Below are 15,439 nucleotides of genomic sequence, written 5' to 3' on the forward strand. Positions count from 1 at the left end.
CACGGACGAGACACACGGATGCCCCGGCCGCACGGCCGGGGCATCTCGTCCGTCGCTCAGTCCTCTTCCAGGCGGATGGACTTCTGGCCCTGCCGGACCGTGGCGCCCGACGCCTTGGCCTCCACCAGATAGGTCCCGGGGCCGACCGCCCGCGGCGCCTTGGGGCACTGCGGTGTGCTCTGCTCGCGGTCCCACTGGACGGTGCGGGTGATCGTGCCGCCCGCCGGTACCTCCAGCAGCAGCGTGTCGGTCTTCGGGCAGTCCTTGGAGGACCAGACCTGGTCGTCGTCGGCGTCGGTGACCGTCAGCACCACGGCCCTGGGGCCGAAGTCCGCCTTGCAGGCGGTGCTGGAGGTGTTCGTGGCGATCACCCGGAACGCGGGCTTCTCGCCCGGATCGTAGGCGACCTTCGTGGTGTCCAGGCGGAGGGTGAGGAAGCCGGGGACGCAGTTGGGAAGGCCGGAGCCGACCGGCACCTGACGGCCCGAGGTGGTGCTGCCGCCGCCGCTCGCCGTACCGCCGTCGACCGCGCCGCCACCGCTGCCACCGCTGCCACCGACTGACGCGCCGTCCGTACCTCCCTGACCGGCGCCGTCCGCGCCGCCGGAAGCCGCGCCGCCCGCGCCACCGGTGCCGGCGGGGTCGCCGTTCTTGCCGCCGTCGTCGCCCGTACCGGCGTTCTCCTCGCCGGACTCGCCCGACTCACCGGACCCGCCCGACTCGTCACGCCCGCCGGGCTGTTCGCTGATGGCGGGCCCCGACCCGGAAGGCCCGGGAGTGATCGAGGTCGCGGGATTGGCGCCGTCGGAGGTGTCGCCGCCCTTTTTACCGCCACCCCCGCCGAAACTGACGACCCATACGACCGCCAGCGCGAGCAGCGCGAGCAGCGTCACCGCTACAGCTCTCCGTCGCCAGTAGATGGGAGAGGGAAGCGGCCCGACCGGATTGCGCAAAGATCCCACGTCGCAAACTCTACGAGAGATCGGCGCCAACTCCCGACCCACATGCCGCCCATCTTCGCAAGTTTTAGCGATCATCATCCCGGCTCGACTTGCGAGATGCTCCTCGCCGTGGTTCCCCGGCCCGAACGGGGCCGCCGGAGGGGTCCTCGGGCCTCCCGCCTCGCCCCACCGCGCGACAACCTCCGGCGTACCCCCGCACGCTGCACGGTCCGCACGCCTGAACGTGCCAGGATCGGTGATGCCATGACTGCTATCTCCGCGAATTCAGCAACCACGACGTCCACGGCCGCCGGCGATCCGGCCGCCCTCCACACCCCTGTCATCGCGTGGTTCGAGTCGAACGCCCGCGATCTGCCCTGGCGCCGGCCCGAGGCCGGTGCCTGGGGTGTGATGGTCAGCGAGTTCATGCTCCAGCAGACCCCGGTGAACCGCGTGCTCCCGGTGTACGAGCAGTGGCTCGCCCGCTGGCCCCGCCCCGCCGACCTGGCCGCCGAGACCCCGGGCGAGGCGGTCCGCGCCTGGGGCCGGCTGGGCTATCCGCGCCGTGCCCTGCGGCTGCACGGGGCCGCGCAGGCGATAACGGAGCGGTACGGCGGAGACGTACCGCGCGAGCACGCCCAGTTGCTCGCGCTGCCCGGGATCGGTGAGTACACGGCCGCGGCCGTGGCGTCGTTCGCCTATGGACAGCGCCATGCCGTGCTCGACACGAATGTGCGCCGGGTGTTCGCGCGCGCCGTCACCGGCATCCAGTATCCGCCGAACGCGACCACGGCCGCCGAGCGCAAGCTGGCCCGGGCGCTGCTGCCCGAGGACGAGCGGACCGCGGCGCGCTGGGCGGCCTCCTCCATGGAGCTGGGCGCCCTGATCTGCACCGCGAAGAACGAGAGCTGCGCGCGCTGTCCGATCGCCACCCGGTGCGCCTGGCGGCTGGCCGGAAAACCGGTGCACGACGGTCCGCAGCGGCGCGGTCAGACCTACGCCGGTACCGACCGCCAGGTGCGGGGCAGGCTGCTCGCCGTCCTGCGCGAGGCGGTCGCGCCGGTGCCGCAGCGGGCGCTGGACGCGGTGTGGGACGAGCCGGTGCAGCGGGCCAGGGCGCTCGACGGACTGGTCGCCGACGGACTGGTCGAACCGCTGGAAAACGGGGTCTACCGGCTGCCGGGCTGATCCGGCGGCCTTCCGGCCTCGCCCGGCCGTCGCACCACCGCCGTTACACAACCGATGGACAGCCGTGCGTCCCCCGACGGCTGTCCCGCACAACTCCGTGACAAGCGCTCCGTAATTTCACTGCCGTAAGCGAATGGCAGGTTGGTCACGGGGTCGGAGGCGGTTGGCATGGCGCAGGGCGAGGTGCTCGGATTCGAGGAGTACGTACGTACCCGGCAGGAGGCTCTGCTGCGGAGCGCCCGGCGCCTCGTGCCCGACCCAGTGGACGCGCAGGACCTGTTGCAGACCGCCCTGGCCCGGACGTACGGCCGCTGGGACGGCATCGCCGACAAGTCCCTCGCCGACGCCTATCTGCGCCGCGTCATGATCAACACGCGTACGGAGTGGTGGCGCGCGCGCAAGCTCGACGAGATCCCCACCGAGCAGCTGCCCGACGCCCGGGTCGAGGACGGCACCGAGCAGCGCGCCGACCGCGCCCTGCTGATGGACGTCCTGGGGGTGCTGGCTCCCAAGCAGCGCAGTGTGGTGGTGCTGCGACACTGGGAGCAGATGAGTACGGAAGAGACGGCCGCGGCGCTCGGAATGTCGGCGGGTACGGTCAAGAGCACGCTGCACCGCGCGCTGGCCCGGCTCCGTCAGGAGCTGGAGAGCCGGGCACGGGACGCCCGCGCGTCGGAGCAGCCTGATGGTCGTCAGGGCAGGGGTGACGGTCGGGGCGGCCATGACCAGCACGGCGGCCGTGACGGTCGCGAGGAGCGGGGGCGGGAGAGGTGCGCGGCCTGACAGTCCCCCACCGGTCGGGGGGCGGATCCCGTGCGGCGCGCGGTTCCGCGGTGGCCGGGCTCGCCGCTCTCGGGCTGCTCGCGGCCGCGTGCTCGACGGGCGGGACGGGGGCCAGGGACGAGGGCGCCGCGCCGACGGCGCCGGTGGAGCGGACCCTGCCCACCGCGGCGTCGGCCGCGCCGCCCGCCAGGACCGTCGACCCGGTACGGCTGCTCCGGCAGGACCCGGCGGTCAGCGCCAGGATCAAGGAGGGTCTCCGGCCGTGCGACGAGGACACCTATCCGGTGGACACCTCGTACGGGAATCTCACCGGCGGCTCCGGGCCCGATGTGGTGATCAATGTGATGACCTGCGGTGATGCCATCGGCGTCGGGACGTATGTGTACCGGGAGAAGAACAAGGTGTACCAGAGCGTCTTCGCGACCGAGGAGCCCGCGGTGTACGCCACGATCGACCGCGGCGAGCTGGTCGTCACCCAGCAGGTGTACGCGAAGGGTGATCCGGTGTCGTACCCGTCGGGCGAGGACGTGGTGACCTACAGCTGGGGCGGCGGCAAGTTCACCGAGCGGTACCGGGTGCGCAACACGTACAGCAGAGCGGTGGGCAACGGGGACGGAACCGCGCCCGTGCCGACCGCGCCGAGCGAGAAGTGAGAGTCGCGGGATGGCCGAGACCCATGTCCTGTTCGTCGAGGACGACGATGTCATCCGCGAGGCCACTCAGCTCGCGCTGGAGCGCGACGGTTTCATGGTCACCGCCATGCCGGACGGGCTCTCCGGCCTCGCCGCGTTCCGCTCGGACCAGCCGGACATCGCCCTGCTCGATGTGATGGTGCCGGGCCTCGACGGCGTCAGCCTCTGCCGGCGTATCCGCGACGAGTCGACCGTGCCCGTGATCATGCTGTCGGCGCGCGCCGACTCGATCGATGTGGTGCTCGGCCTGGAGGCGGGCGCGGACGACTATGTGACCAAGCCCTTCGACGGGGCCGTGCTGGTCGCCCGGATCCGGGCCGTACTGCGCCGCTTCGGACACGCGGGACGGCCGGCGGGAGAGCCGGGCGGACAGGAACGGGCCGACAGCCGCGGTGTGCTGTCCTTCGGCGATGTGGAGATCGACACGGAGGGCATGGAGGTGCGCAGGGGCGGCGACCCGGTGGCGCTGACCCCGACGGAGATGCGGCTGCTGCTGGAGTTCTCGTCCGCGCCCGGCACCGTGCTCTCCCGCGACACGCTGCTGGAGCGGGTCTGGGACTACGGCTGGGGCGGCGACACCCGGGTGGTCGACGTCCATGTGCAGCGGTTGCGCACCAAGATCGGCCAGGACCGGATCGACACGGTCCGCGGCTTCGGTTACAAGCTCAAGGCATGAGGCGGCTCGCGCTGCGCACCGGCGTCAGATGGAAGATCAGCATCGCGATCGCGGCGGTCGGGGCGCTGGTCGCGGTGGCACTGAGCCTGGTGGTGCACAACGCGGCCCGGGTCTCGATGCTCGACAACGCGCGCGAGGTGCAGCTTGAGCGGCTGCTGTTCGCCCAGCGGGTCTACGACTCCACCAAGGAGCCGAAGTTCGGCACGAAGATCAATGACGCCGCGCTGCCGCGCGATCTCCAGGAGAGGATGCGGCTCGGCCGGCGCGCGACCTATGTGCAGGAGAACGCCGACGGTGTGCCGGACGTCTGGGCGGCGGTCCCGCTGGGCAACGGCACGGTCCTCTCGCTGCACGACCGGAGCACCGACCACAGCACCACGATCATGAAGGATCTGGACCGCGCGCTGATCATCGGCTCGGTCGCGGTGGTCTTCGGCGGCTGCGCCCTGGGCGTGCTGATCGGCGGGCAGCTCTCCCGGCGGCTGCGCCGGGCCGCCGCGGCGGCGGGCCGGGTGGCGCACGGCAATACGGAGGTACGGGTCGGGGACGCCGTCGGCGGCGTCGTACGCGACGAGACGGACGAGCTGGCCCGCGCCGTGGACGCGCTCACCGACGCGCTGAACGAGCGGATCGAGGCGGAGCGCCGGGTCACCGCGGACATCGCCCATGAGCTGCGGACCCCGGTGACCGGACTGCTCACGGCGGCCGAGCTGCTGCCGCCCGGACGCCCCACCGAGCTGGTACGGGACCGGGCGCAGGCCATGCGGACCCTGGTCGAGGACGTCCTGGAGGTGGCCCGGCTGGACAGCGCGTCCGAGCGTGCCGAGCTCCAGGAGATCGTGCTGGGCGATTTCGTCGAGCGGCGGGTCGCCCTGCTGGACCCGGAGATCAGGGTCCGGGTGGTGGACGAGTCCTGGGTCAGCACCGATCCGCGCCGGCTGGAACGCATCCTGGGCAATCTGCTGGCCAACGCCGCCAAGCACGGCGGGACCCCGGTCGAGATCACGGTCGAGGGCCGGGTGGTCCGGGTGCGCGACCACGGCCCCGGCTTCCCCGAGGCGCTGCTGCGCGAGGGCCCGAGCCGGTTCCGTACGGGCGCGAGCGACCGGGCGGGACACGGCCACGGTCTGGGTCTGACCATCGCGGCCGGCCAGGCGCGGGTCCTCGGGGCGCGGCTGACCTTCCGTAACGCGGCGCCGGAGGGGGTGGCGGGACGGGAGGGCACCGGCGGCGCGATCGCGGTCCTCTGGCTCCCGGAACACGCCCCGACGACGACCGGCAGCTTCCCGATCCTCAAGCTGCCGCGCCAGACATAGCCCTGCCTCCCGGGATCCGCTTCCGCGTCACCGCCCGCGGCGACAGCCCCCGGCGCGGATGGGCGCGCCGGGGGCCGTGGGGAGGCGGGCGATCGTCAGGCGGACTGCGGAATCTTGCTGTCGGCCACCAGGGCCGCGTCGGCGGCCTTCTGGGGGCCGGCGCCCCGCAGCGGGACCTCCTTGACGAAGAAGGCCGCGACAAAGCCGATCACCGCGACCGCCGCGCCCAGCGTGAAGGCCGCGTGCGTACCGGACGAGACCGCGTGCTGGTACGCCTCGCGCACCACGTCCGGCAGCTTGGCCAGGCTCGCGGCGTCGAGCTGCGCGGACTGCTGGGTCGCGGCCCCGCCGCGACCCAGCGCGCTCATCTCGTCCTGCACCCGGCTGGTGAACAGCGCGCCCATGATGGCGACACCGAACGAGCTGCCGAGCGTACGGAAGAGAGTGGTCGAGGAGGACGCGACGCCCATGTCCCTCATCTCGACGCTGTTCTGCGCGACGAGCATGGTGATCTGCATCAGGAAGCCCATGCCGGCGCCCAGGACCGCCATATAGATCCCGGAGGTCAGCCGCGAGGTGCCGGTGTCCATCTGGGCGAGCAGGAAGAGGCCGACGACCATCAGCCCGCCGCCGATGATCGGGAAGATCTTGTACTTGCCGCTGTTGGTGGTGACGCGGCCCGCGATCAGCGAGACGACCATCATCGACAGCAGCATCGGCAGCAGCAGCAGACCGGAGTTGGTGGCCGAGGCACCCTGCACGGACTGCTGGTACAGGGGGAGGAACAGCACCGCGCCGAACATCACGAAGCCGGTCAGAAAGCCGATCACCGACATCAGCGTGAAGTTGCGGTTCTTGAAGATGTGCAGCGGCATGATCGGCTCGGCCGCCTTGGTCTGCACGTATATGAAGCCCACCAGCGCGACGACGCCGATCGCGATCAGCTCCATGATCCGCGCGGAGCTCCAGGCGTACTCCGTACCGCCCCAGGTGGTGACCAGCACGATCGAGGTGATGCCGACGGTCAGCAGCGCGGCACCGAGATAGTCGACCTTGACCTGCGACCGGTCCTTGGCGGGCAGGTGCAGGACGATGGTGATCATGGCGAGGGCCACCGCGCCCAGCGGCAGGTTGATGTAGAAGCTCCAGCGCCAGCCCAGGTGGTCGGTGATGGTGCCGCCGACCAGCGGGCCGCCGATCATGGCGAGCGCCATCACGCCGGCCATCATGCCCTGGTACTTGCCGCGCTCGCGGGGCGGAATGAGATCACCGATGATCGCCATGACGCCGACCATCAGACCGCCGGCGCCCAGCCCCTGGACGGCCCGGAAGCCGATGAGCTGGCCCATGTCCTGGGCCATGCCGCTGAGCGCCGATCCGATCAGGAAGATCACGATCGACGCGAGGAAGACGCCCTTGCGCCCGTAGATGTCGCCGAGCTTGCCCCAGATCGGGGTCGAGGCGGCGGTCGCCAGGGTGTACGCGGTGACCACCCAGGACAGATGCTCCAGGCCGCCCAGCTCACCGACGATCGTCGGCATCGCCGTACCGACGATCATGTTGTCCAGCATGGCCAGCAGCATCGCGATCATCAGCGCCAGCAGCACCACGCGTACGCTGCGCGCCTGCGGCTCTGCCTTCTCGGGCTTGCCCGTCTTTCCCATTGGCTGCGCGGTCGAACTCATCTTCCCACTCCCCTGCACTCCCCTGGCACTTACTTGCCGCCCGGCAAGTTGACTACACTGGGGAAAGTAGACCTTTACTTGCCGGGCGTCAAGTAAGTTATTCCTCGGGAGAGCACATGGGCAGCACACAGCACCCGCGGCGGGGCAACACCCGCCAGCGCATCCAGGACGTCGCCCTGGAGCTCTTCGCCGAGCAGGGATACGAGAAGACGTCGCTGCGGGAGATCGCCGAGCGGCTGGATGTCACCAAGGCGGCGCTCTACTACCACTTCAAGACCAAGGAAGACATCCTGATCAGCCTCTTCCAGGATCTGACCCGCCCGATCGACGAGCTGATCGTCTGGGGCAGAAGCCGGCCGCACACCCTGGAGGCCAAGCAGGAGATCCTGCGCCGCTACAGCGACGCGCTGGCGAGTGCGACCCCGCTGTTCCGCTTCATGCAGGAGAACCAGGCGACGGTCCGCGATCTGAGCATCGGCGAGACCTTCAAGGGCCGCATGCTCGACATGCTCGAACTGATCCAGGAACCGGACGCGTCCATGAAGAACCGGGTCCGCTGCGCCAGCGCGCTCTTCACCATGCACGCCGGGGTGTTCGCCCTGAAGGACGTCGAGGGAGACCCCGAGGAGAAGCGTCAAGCCATCCTTGAGGTCTCCATCGATCTGATGAGCCAGGCTCACCGGGTCACACCTTGACGCCCATGTGGTGCAGGAACGGCACGGGGTTGATCGCCGAGCCGTAGTTCGGGGTGCTGCGGATCTCGAAGTGCAGATGCGGGCCGGTCGAGTTTCCGGTATTGCCGGACAGCGCGATCCGCTGGTCCGTCGTGACGTGCTCCCCTACGTACACCTTGACCTTCGACAGGTGGGCGTACTGCGAGTACGTCCCGTTCTTGTGCTTGATCACGATCGCGTTGCCGTACGCGGGGCCGTCACCGGCGCCGTTCGGGCCAGCCTTGACCACGGTGCCGCTGTGGGCGGCGTGGACGGCGGTGCCGATCGGCACCGCGAAGTCCTGGCCGGAGTGCTTGTGCGCCCACCGGCTGCCGTCTATGCCGAAGCCCGCGCTGAGCCGGTAGTGGTCGACCGGGTCGGTCCAGGAGGCGGCCTTCCTGGCGTTCGCCCTGGCCTTGGCCTTCGCGGCCTTGACCTTGGCCTGTTTCGCCTTGACCTTCTTCAGGTGGGCTTCATGGGCCTTCGCCGCGGCCCCCGCCTGCGCGGCGGCCTGCTTCTGGACGGCCGCGGCGGCAGAGGCGCCGGTCGAGGTGCTGACCGGGGCGGCGGGCGCTCCGCCGCTGGTCGCGGCCAACGCGGCCCCACCGCCGCACGCCATGGACACTCCGAGTCCGGCGGCTACGACGCCGGCCCGGGTACGCAGGACGGCCGGGCGGGGCAGACGGGACAGGTTGCGCAGCGACATACGGGAAACCTCCGGATGTGAATGGACCCGGCGCAGGGACGCCGGGCTTGCCACACCTTGGTAACCCGAACCCCATCTCCTGCCAAAACACCTATCTACGACAATCCGTCGTAGGGATCTTCGCGACAATCCACCCCCAGACCATCCACCACACCCCGGCGCAGCGCGTGGAAAATAGACCGATTCGTACAGGTTTAACCCCATGTGGAGTACCGGGGAGCAAGAGATCTGACCTGCGGCAGAGACATCCGGAGCACCGAACGGGCCGGGAGCGCGCCACGGCCCGGCCGGGCATGCCGGGGAATGCCCCGGTTTCTCACTATTCAGGCTAGTAGGGCGCTATGGGCGTGTGCGCCTTGTCACGACCACCGGGCCGGAATGCCTTCCGATTCAGGACCAACGTCCCGGCCGGACCGGGGGCCGCCGGGGGCCTTCCGCCGCCGCGGGCGGGCCGGAAGCCGCCGCGGACAGCCGCGGACGGCCCGCGGCGGCGCAGACGGAAAACCGGAAAAACGAAAAAAGGGGCTGCCCCGGACCGTATGAAACGGTCCGGGGCAGCCCCTCGGTCAGTCAGCCCGCGTGGCGCGGGCCTGCGGAGCCCGTCACACGTCCTTCGTCAGGTTCGGGCCGCCGCCGGCCGCCTGCTCGATGGGAGGCGCGTCCGGCAGAGCCGACTTCTCCTCGCCGCGGAAGGTGAACTTCTTCGCCTCACCCTCGCCCTCGGTGTCCACGACCACGATGTGACCGGGACGCAGCTCACCGAAGAGGATCTTCTCCGAGAGCATGTCCTCGATCTCGCGCTGAATCGTCCGGCGCAGCGGCCGGGCGCCCAGCACGGGGTCGTAGCCCTTCTTGGCGAGGAGCGACTTGGCGGCCGGGCTGAGCTCGAGGCCCATGTCCCGGTCCTTCAGACGCTCGTCCACCTTGGCGACCATGAGGTCGACGATCTGGATGATGTCTTCCTCGGTGAGCTGGTGGAAGACCACCGTGTCGTCGACACGGTTGAGGAACTCGGGGCGGAAGTGCTGCTTCAGCTCTTCGTTGACCTTGTTCTTCATCCGCTCGTAGCTGCTCTTGGCGTCGCCCTGGGCGGCGAAGCCCAGGTTGAACCCCTTCGAGATGTCCCGGGTCCCGAGGTTGGTCGTCATGATGATGACCGTGTTCTTGAAGTCCACGACCCGGCCCTGGGAGTCGGTCAGCCGACCGTCTTCCAGGATCTGGAGAAGGGAATTGAAGATATCGGGGTGGGCCTTCTCGACCTCGTCGAAGAGGACGACGGAGAACGGCTTCCTGCGCACCTTCTCGGTGAGCTGACCGCCCTCTTCGTAACCCACGTATCCGGGGGGAGAACCGAAGAGACGGGAAACCGTGTGCTTCTCGCTGAACTCCGACATGTCGAGAGCGATCAGCGCGTCCTCGTCGCCGAAGAGGAACTCGGCGAGCGTCTTGGAGAGCTCCGTCTTACCGACACCGGACGGGCCGGCGAAGATGAACGAACCACCGGGACGCTTGGGGTCCTTCAGACCCGCTCGCGTACGGCGGATCGCCTGCGAGAGCGCCTTGATGGCGTCCTTCTGGCCGATGACGCGCTTGTGGAGCTCGTCCTCCATGCGGAGCAGCCGCGAGGACTCCTCCTCGGTGAGCTTGAAGACCGGGATGCCCGTGGCCGTCGCCAGGACCTCGGCGATCAGCTCCTCGTCCACCTCGGCGACGACGTCCATGTCGCCGGCCTTCCACTCCTTCTCCCGCTTGGTCTTCGCGGCCAGAAGCTGCTTCTCCTTGTCACGGAGAGAAGCTGCCTTCTCGAAGTCCTGGGAGTCGATGGCCGACTCCTTGTCGCGGCGGACGCCCGCGATCTTCTCGTCGAACTCACGGAGGTCCGGCGGCGCGGTCATCCGGCGGATCCGCATCCGGGAGCCGGCCTCGTCGATCAGGTCGATCGCCTTGTCCGGCAGGAAGCGGTCCGAGATGTAGCGGTCGGCGAGCGTCGCGGCGGCGACCAGCGCGGAGTCCGTGATGGACACCCGGTGGTGCGCCTCGTAACGGTCGCGCAGACCCTTCAGGATCTCGATCGTGTGCGGCAGCGACGGCTCCGCGACCTGGATGGGCTGGAAGCGGCGCTCAAGGGCCGCGTCCTTCTCCAGGTGCTTGCGGTACTCGTCGAGGGTCGTCGCACCGATGGTCTGCAGCTCGCCGCGGGCCAGCATCGGCTTGAGGATGCTGGCGGCGTCGATCGCGCCCTCGGCGGCGCCCGCACCCACCAGGGTGTGGAGCTCGTCGATGAACAGGATGATGTCGCCGCGAGTGCGGATCTCCTTCAGGACCTTCTTCAGCCGCTCCTCGAAGTCACCGCGGTAGCGGGAACCTGCGACGAGCGCGCCGAGGTCGAGGGTGTAGAGGTGCTTGTCCTTGAGGGTTTCGGGCACCTCGCCCTTGACGATGGCCTGGGCCAGTCCCTCGACGACCGCAGTCTTGCCGACGCCGGGCTCGCCGATGAGGACCGGGTTGTTCTTCGTACGGCGGGACAGCACCTGCATGACCCGCTCGATCTCCTTCTCGCGCCCGATGACCGGGTCGAGCTTGGACTCACGAGCGGCCTGGGTGAGATTCCGGCCGAACTGGTCGAGGACCAGGGACGTGGAGGGCGTGCCCTCGGCAGGACCGCCGGCGGTGGCGGCCTCCTTGCCCTGGTAGCCGGAGAGCAGCTGGATGACCTGCTGCCGCACCCGGTTGAGATCGGCGCCCAGCTTCACGAGGACCTGGGCGGCGACACCCTCACCCTCGCGGATCAGGCCGAGCAGGATGTGCTCCGTGCCGATGTAGTTGTGGCCAAGCTGAAGAGCCTCGCGGAGCGACAGCTCCAGGACCTTCTTGGCACGGGGGGTGAAGGGGATGTGACCGGAAGGAGCCTGCTGCCCCTGCCCGATGATCTCCTCCACCTGCTGGCGGACCGCCTCGAGCGAAATCCCGAGGCTCTCCAGGGCCTTAGCGGCGACACCCTCACCCTCGTGGATAAGGCCCAGGAGGATGTGCTCGGTGCCGATGTAGTTGTGGTTGAGCATCCGGGCTTCTTCCTGAGCCAGGACGACAACCCGCCGCGCGCGGTCGGTGAACCTCTCGAACATCGTTAATCGCTCCTCAGAGCGGTCAGGCAGTAAAGGGGTCGGTCCCCTCCCTGTCCTTCCGCAGCTTAGTCCCGCAAGCGGGGACCGCTCATTCCAACTGCCGACACCTGTCCCAGGCCTCCATGCCCCGAACGCCGGACAACAGCTCCAACCCGATGGTGCGAGACGATGTTCCCGCAGGCCAGGCAGATACCCTCACCATCAGTACGCCGATGGCGAACGTGAGACGCCCGAAACCGCGTGTCGCCCCTCCCCACTAGGAATGTCTTACCCGTAAGCAGTGACACTCCATGCGGCGCACCCCGGTTCACTCAGCTACGGGCGAACATCGCCGCGCTCCCGGAAGCGCCCTGGCGCCCCCTGGACCGGCACTCCGCGCAACGGAGGGCCGACACAGCGTAACTCCGCGCCCTCCCGGGGAGTTTCTCCGGGCATGGTCTTCACTGTCCCGCCTCCCCGCGCCCCGCTCGACGACGGCTGCGCGCAGTGGTACGAGAACGAACTCGGCTGGGCGACGGTGCCCGGACCGCCGGTCCAGCTCGTGACCGGGCTCCGCTTCGACGTGCTGGAGCTGCCCGCCGAGGCGGGCGTGGCCGTGCTGCGGCGGATCGGCCCGACGGGGCCCGTGGCGCGCTGCGGGCGGCGGATGCGGCTGCTGGTGGCCGCCGGGAGCGCGGACGAGCTGCCGGGGCTGCTCGACTGGCTCGAATGGGGCGGGATCGCGCTCGGTCTGACCGCCGCGGGCGTGGACGGGCGGATGACGGCGCCCGCGCCGCCGGGCCTGCCCCGCACCAGCGCGCAGGGGGCCGCCGTATGGCTGCGACCCCCCAAGCCTGGACGCGAGGTGGAGCCGACACTGCCCGCGCTCACCCCGTTCGGGCGCGGAACCGGCACCGGGGGCAGTGGTGGGGATACCCCCGATCTCGTACGGCTCGTGGACGCGGCGGCGACTGAGTGCCACCGGGTCCGGTTGCTGCGCGGAAATACGCCGCGTTCGAATGCTCAGCCGTTGGCCTTCTCGTAGGCTTCGCGGATCTCGGCGGGAACACGGCCGCGGTCGTTGACGCTGTAGCCGTTCTCCTTGGCCCACTTGCGGATTTCCGCGGTGTCCTTGTTCCCGCCCGCGGCGACACGGCCCTTGCCGCGTCCGCCCGCCGCGCGGCCACCGGTACGCCGGCCACTCTTCGCGTACGGATCGAGCAGACCCCGGAGCTTGTCCGCATTGGCGGTAGTGAGGTCGATCTCGTAGGTCTTGCCGTCAAGAGCGAACGTCACGGTCTCGTCCGCCTCGCCGCCGTCGAGGTCATCGACAAGAAGGACCTGAACCTTCTGTGCCACCGGATTTCCTTTCATCGAAAATGCAGTACGCGGAAAGGAAACCGCTTTTCTCAGGAAAACACAAACCCCCGGGAGAGGTTCAGTCTCTCAAGAACACGGGAAACGTGCGCGATTCGGACATAGGGCTCGGTGGCTTCCGGCGATCACAGGTGCAGAAGCATCCGGCTGTTGCCCAAGGTGTTCGGCTTCACCCGTTCGAGACCAAGGAACTCCGCAACACCCTCGTCATAGGAACGGAGCAGCTCCCGGTAGACATCTCCGTCAACCGGCGTCTCACCGATCTCCACGAAGCCGCGCTTGGCGAAGAACTCGACTTCGAAGGTGAGGCAGAATACGCGCCGCACTCCGAGCCAGCGGGCCGTCTCCAGCAGCTTGTCCAGGAGTTGATGCCCCGCGCCCACGCCCCTGACCGCGGGATCCACGGCGAGTGTGCGCACTTCGGCGAGGTCTTCCCACATGACGTGCAAGGCGCCGCAGCCGATGACGGCCGCGTCCTCGTCGCGTTCCGCGACCCAGAACTCCTGGATGTCCTCGTAAAGCGTCACCGGGGCTTTGTCGAGCAGGATGCCTTCGCTCACGTAAGGGTCCACGAGACGGCGGAGAGCCGGTACATCCCTGGTCCTGGCCCGGCGGACTGTGATGGCATTTGCTGAGGCATTGGGAAGCGGAAGCACTGAGGGCATGACAGGACGCTATCGCCCCGCCTCCTCCCGGCCCCCGTCGCCCTCGGCCGGCTCTTCCACGCGGTTGTCCGGCGCGCGGTTGTCTTCCGGCGGGCCGCCTTCCGGCCGGCCTGCTTCCGCGGTCTCGTCTTCCTTGTGGTCACCTTCCGGACTGTCCGCGTGAACCAGCCGGACAGCACCCTCGAGAGACTGGCGCTGCTCGGGCGACATCATGCCGAAGAAGGCGACAAGTGCGGCGGCCGGGTTGTCGCTCTTCGACCAGGCTTCGTTCATCAGTGCCGCCGCGTAGGCGGCGCGGGTGGAGACCGCCGTATATCGATAGGCGCGGCCCTCGACTTCCCTGCGCACCCAGCCCTTCTGATGGAGATTGTCCATTACCGTCATGACGGTCGTGTAGGCGATGGACCGTTCCCGTTGAAGGTCTTCGAGGACTTCCCGGACGGTGACCGGACGGTTCCATTGCCAGACGCGCGTCATCACGGCGTCTTCCAGGTCTCCCAATTGGCGGGGCACATCGCCACCATAGTGCGAGATGTCCGTAATGGCCGCTTAATTACGTAACAAAAGGACGTACGACTGATTTCAGTCGTACGTCCAGGTCATACGCGGAAGACGGCCGTCCGCCGGTCTTCCGCGCGTCAGCTCAGACGGTGTGCGCGTCCGGGGTGCCGCTCTGCTGCTGGGCCTCAGCGCGGGCGATCGCCGCGTCGACGGCGGCGTCCTCCTTGGCCTTGTTCGGGCCGCCCTGGCTCTTGATGATCGTCCTGACCAGTCCGATGAAGAACGCGGCCATCACCACGGGGGGCACAAGCGCGGATACGTAGTCCATGCCGTTCAGAGTAGCTATCCGGCGGCGAGCCGCTCCGGCGGGGGCGTGGGACGGCGGCGCGGCGGGAAGACCTCGGACGGCTTGGGCATCGGACGGTCGGGCCCCGGGCGCGGCCGCCGGCCGGGCCTCCCCGGCTCCTGAGGCTCCTGTGGCCGCTGCGGTTCCTGCGGCTCTTCCGGCTTGCGGGGCTCCCGGCGCCTCGGCGGGTCGTCGGCGGCGCGCCCGCCGGGCAGCGCGAGCAGCCTGGCCGGGGCGCGTACGGTGAGGCGCGCGCGTACGGACCGCTCCGCGAGCCCCCGGCAGCGGTCGAGCAGGGCCGCCGCGGCCGGATTGCCCCGCAGGGCGCGCAGCGCCGCGAGATCGTCGGGCCCCGGCAGGTAGTCGGCGTCCAGGGCGCTGTGGAGCAGCTCCAGATAGCCGGCGACGGAGCCGGGAAGGGCCTCGCGGTACCGGCGGAGATCGGCCAGCAGAAACGCCCGCAGCCGCCCGGCCTCGCGTACCGCTTCATCCACGGACTCGGCGAGCCGCAGGCAGGCCCGGACGTCCTCGTCGGAGAGCGGGGCGGGATGAAGGGCGACGGCGAGGGCGCGTCGGAGCACACACAGCTCGTCAGCACCGAACGCCATGCCGCCGCGGGATCCGTATGGCGTGGGCATGCGGCGACACTACGCGCCAAAGGGACAAAATCCGCTTAACGTCTCCCTTCGGGCGCGGCCCGGGCGCCGAACGGGGGACCGCCCCGGTGGGGCGGCCCCGGGCCGGTC

The 15,439-nt window shown here is 69.5% G+C and carries 16 protein-coding genes; 7 read left to right on the top strand and 9 right to left on the bottom strand.

All coding sequences use genetic code 11. The annotated features are described in order from the left end of the window. Nucleotides 1-56: 56 nt before the first annotated feature. The gene (locus tag ABZ707_RS19515; RefSeq protein WP_360176073.1) at nt 57-893 is read right to left on the bottom strand and encodes a hypothetical protein; all 837 of its coding nucleotides are present in this window, start codon (nt 891-893) and stop codon (nt 57-59) included. 312 nt (nt 894-1,205) lie between these two features. Here ABZ707_RS19515 and ABZ707_RS19520 point away from each other — a divergent pair, with 312 nt between their 5' ends. The 5 genes from ABZ707_RS19520 (at nt 1,206) to cseC (ending at nt 5,596) form a co-directional block, all read left to right on the top strand. Continuing rightward, nucleotides 1,206-2,129, top strand: a complete 924-nt coding sequence (locus ABZ707_RS19520) for an A/G-specific adenine glycosylase (RefSeq protein ID WP_360176076.1) — start codon at nt 1,206-1,208, stop codon at nt 2,127-2,129. Nucleotides 2,130-2,297: 168 nt separating this feature from the next. Then, nucleotides 2,298-2,912, top strand: a complete 615-nt coding sequence (locus tag ABZ707_RS19525) for a SigE family RNA polymerase sigma factor (protein ID WP_360176079.1) — start codon at nt 2,298-2,300, stop codon at nt 2,910-2,912. After that, the gene (locus ABZ707_RS19530; protein ID WP_360176082.1) at nt 2,900-3,565 is read left to right on the top strand and encodes a hypothetical protein; all 666 of its coding nucleotides are present in this window, start codon (nt 2,900-2,902) and stop codon (nt 3,563-3,565) included. The genes ABZ707_RS19525 and ABZ707_RS19530 overlap by 13 nt, the downstream gene beginning before the upstream one ends. Before the next feature lie 10 nt (nt 3,566-3,575). Continuing rightward, nucleotides 3,576-4,280 (top strand): two-component system response regulator CseB, encoded by a 705-nt coding sequence (gene cseB / locus ABZ707_RS19535; RefSeq protein WP_360176085.1) that lies wholly within the window; start codon nt 3,576-3,578, stop codon nt 4,278-4,280. After that, nucleotides 4,277-5,596: a two-component system sensor histidine kinase CseC gene (gene cseC / locus ABZ707_RS19540; protein WP_360176088.1), complete on the top strand. Its 1,320-nt coding sequence runs from the start codon at nt 4,277-4,279 to the stop codon at nt 5,594-5,596. Before cseB ends, cseC begins: the two co-directional genes overlap by 4 nt. A gap of 95 nt (nt 5,597-5,691) precedes the next feature. Here the strand turns inward: cseC and ABZ707_RS19545 are convergent, their stop codons facing one another. Then, a complete protein-coding gene (locus tag ABZ707_RS19545; protein WP_360176774.1) occupies nt 5,692-7,260 on the bottom strand; it encodes an MDR family MFS transporter in 1,569 nt (522 codons plus the stop codon). 137 nt (nt 7,261-7,397) lie between these two features. On the opposite strand from ABZ707_RS19545, the gene ABZ707_RS19550 reads away from it, so the two are divergent. Continuing rightward, a complete protein-coding gene (locus ABZ707_RS19550; protein ID WP_360176091.1) occupies nt 7,398-7,976 on the top strand; it encodes a helix-turn-helix domain-containing protein in 579 nt (192 codons plus the stop codon). Here the strand turns inward: ABZ707_RS19550 and ABZ707_RS19555 are convergent. Further along, nucleotides 7,966-8,700: a M23 family metallopeptidase gene (locus ABZ707_RS19555; RefSeq protein ID WP_360176094.1), complete on the bottom strand. Its 735-nt coding sequence runs from the start codon at nt 8,698-8,700 to the stop codon at nt 7,966-7,968. The two genes, ABZ707_RS19550 and ABZ707_RS19555, sit on opposite strands and share 11 nt — an antisense overlap. Nucleotides 8,701-9,302: 602 nt before the next feature. Then, nucleotides 9,303-11,825, bottom strand: coding sequence for an ATP-dependent Clp protease ATP-binding subunit (locus ABZ707_RS19560; protein WP_319679700.1), 2,523 nt, complete (start codon nt 11,823-11,825; stop codon nt 9,303-9,305). Nucleotides 11,826-12,258: 433 nt separating this feature from the next. Between ABZ707_RS19560 and ABZ707_RS19565 the strand changes: the two genes are divergently transcribed. Then, on the top strand, nt 12,259-12,849 hold the full coding sequence (locus ABZ707_RS19565) for an SCO3374 family protein (RefSeq protein WP_360176097.1): 591 nt from the start codon (nt 12,259-12,261) through the stop codon (nt 12,847-12,849). On the opposite strand, the gene ABZ707_RS19570 is transcribed toward ABZ707_RS19565, so the two are convergent. The 5 genes from ABZ707_RS19570 to ABZ707_RS19590 form a co-directional block, all read right to left on the bottom strand. After that, the gene (locus ABZ707_RS19570; protein ID WP_319679702.1) at nt 12,828-13,163 is read right to left on the bottom strand and encodes an Lsr2 family protein; all 336 of its coding nucleotides are present in this window, start codon (nt 13,161-13,163) and stop codon (nt 12,828-12,830) included. The genes ABZ707_RS19565 and ABZ707_RS19570 overlap by 22 nt on opposite strands. Before the next feature lie 143 nt (nt 13,164-13,306). Continuing rightward, entirely contained in the window at nt 13,307-13,846 is a 540-nt protein-coding gene (locus ABZ707_RS19575; RefSeq protein WP_360176100.1) for an amino-acid N-acetyltransferase, read from the bottom strand. 9 nt (nt 13,847-13,855) lie between these two features. Next, entirely contained in the window at nt 13,856-14,359 is a 504-nt protein-coding gene (locus tag ABZ707_RS19580; protein ID WP_360176103.1) for a BlaI/MecI/CopY family transcriptional regulator, read from the bottom strand. A 130-nt stretch (nt 14,360-14,489) separates the two neighbouring features. Next, nucleotides 14,490-14,675 carry a hypothetical protein gene (locus tag ABZ707_RS19585; protein WP_360176106.1) on the bottom strand — a complete coding sequence of 62 codons (186 nt, stop codon included), beginning with the start codon at nt 14,673-14,675 and terminating at the stop codon, nt 14,490-14,492. Nucleotides 14,676-14,689: 14 nt separating this feature from the next. Continuing rightward, nucleotides 14,690-15,301, bottom strand: a complete 612-nt coding sequence (locus ABZ707_RS19590) for a hypothetical protein (protein WP_360176777.1) — start codon at nt 15,299-15,301, stop codon at nt 14,690-14,692. Nucleotides 15,302-15,439 lie beyond the last annotated feature (138 nt).

The organism is Streptomyces sp. NPDC006923 (assembly GCF_040635655.1).
Classification (GTDB): Bacteria; Actinomycetota; Actinomycetes; order Streptomycetales; family Streptomycetaceae; genus Streptomyces.

Bases quoted from the DNA above. Each gene is read 5' to 3' on its own strand.
- ABZ707_RS19520 (WP_360176076.1), top strand. From the start codon at position 1,206: ATGACTGCTATCTCCGCGAATTCAGCAACCACGACGTCCACGGCCGCC.
- ABZ707_RS19525 (WP_360176079.1), top strand. From the start codon at position 2,298: ATGGCGCAGGGCGAGGTGCTCGGATTCGAGGAGTACGTACGTACCCGG.
- cseB (WP_360176085.1), top strand. From the start codon at position 3,576: ATGGCCGAGACCCATGTCCTGTTCGTCGAGGACGACGATGTCATCCGC.
- cseC (WP_360176088.1), top strand. From the start codon at position 4,277: ATGAGGCGGCTCGCGCTGCGCACCGGCGTCAGATGGAAGATCAGCATC.
- ABZ707_RS19545 (WP_360176774.1), bottom strand. From the start codon at position 7,260: ATGGGAAAGACGGGCAAGCCCGAGAAGGCAGAGCCGCAGGCGCGCAGC.
- ABZ707_RS19550 (WP_360176091.1), top strand. From the start codon at position 7,398: ATGGGCAGCACACAGCACCCGCGGCGGGGCAACACCCGCCAGCGCATC.
- ABZ707_RS19555 (WP_360176094.1), bottom strand. From the start codon at position 8,700: ATGTCGCTGCGCAACCTGTCCCGTCTGCCCCGCCCGGCCGTCCTGCGT.
- ABZ707_RS19560 (WP_319679700.1), bottom strand. From the start codon at position 11,825: ATGTTCGAGAGGTTCACCGACCGCGCGCGGCGGGTTGTCGTCCTGGCT.
- ABZ707_RS19565 (WP_360176097.1), top strand. From the start codon at position 12,259: ATGGTCTTCACTGTCCCGCCTCCCCGCGCCCCGCTCGACGACGGCTGC.
- ABZ707_RS19575 (WP_360176100.1), bottom strand. From the start codon at position 13,846: ATGCCCTCAGTGCTTCCGCTTCCCAATGCCTCAGCAAATGCCATCACA.
- ABZ707_RS19585 (WP_360176106.1), bottom strand. From the start codon at position 14,675: ATGGACTACGTATCCGCGCTTGTGCCCCCCGTGGTGATGGCCGCGTTC.
- ABZ707_RS19590 (WP_360176777.1), bottom strand. From the start codon at position 15,301: ATGGCGTTCGGTGCTGACGAGCTGTGTGTGCTCCGACGCGCCCTCGCC.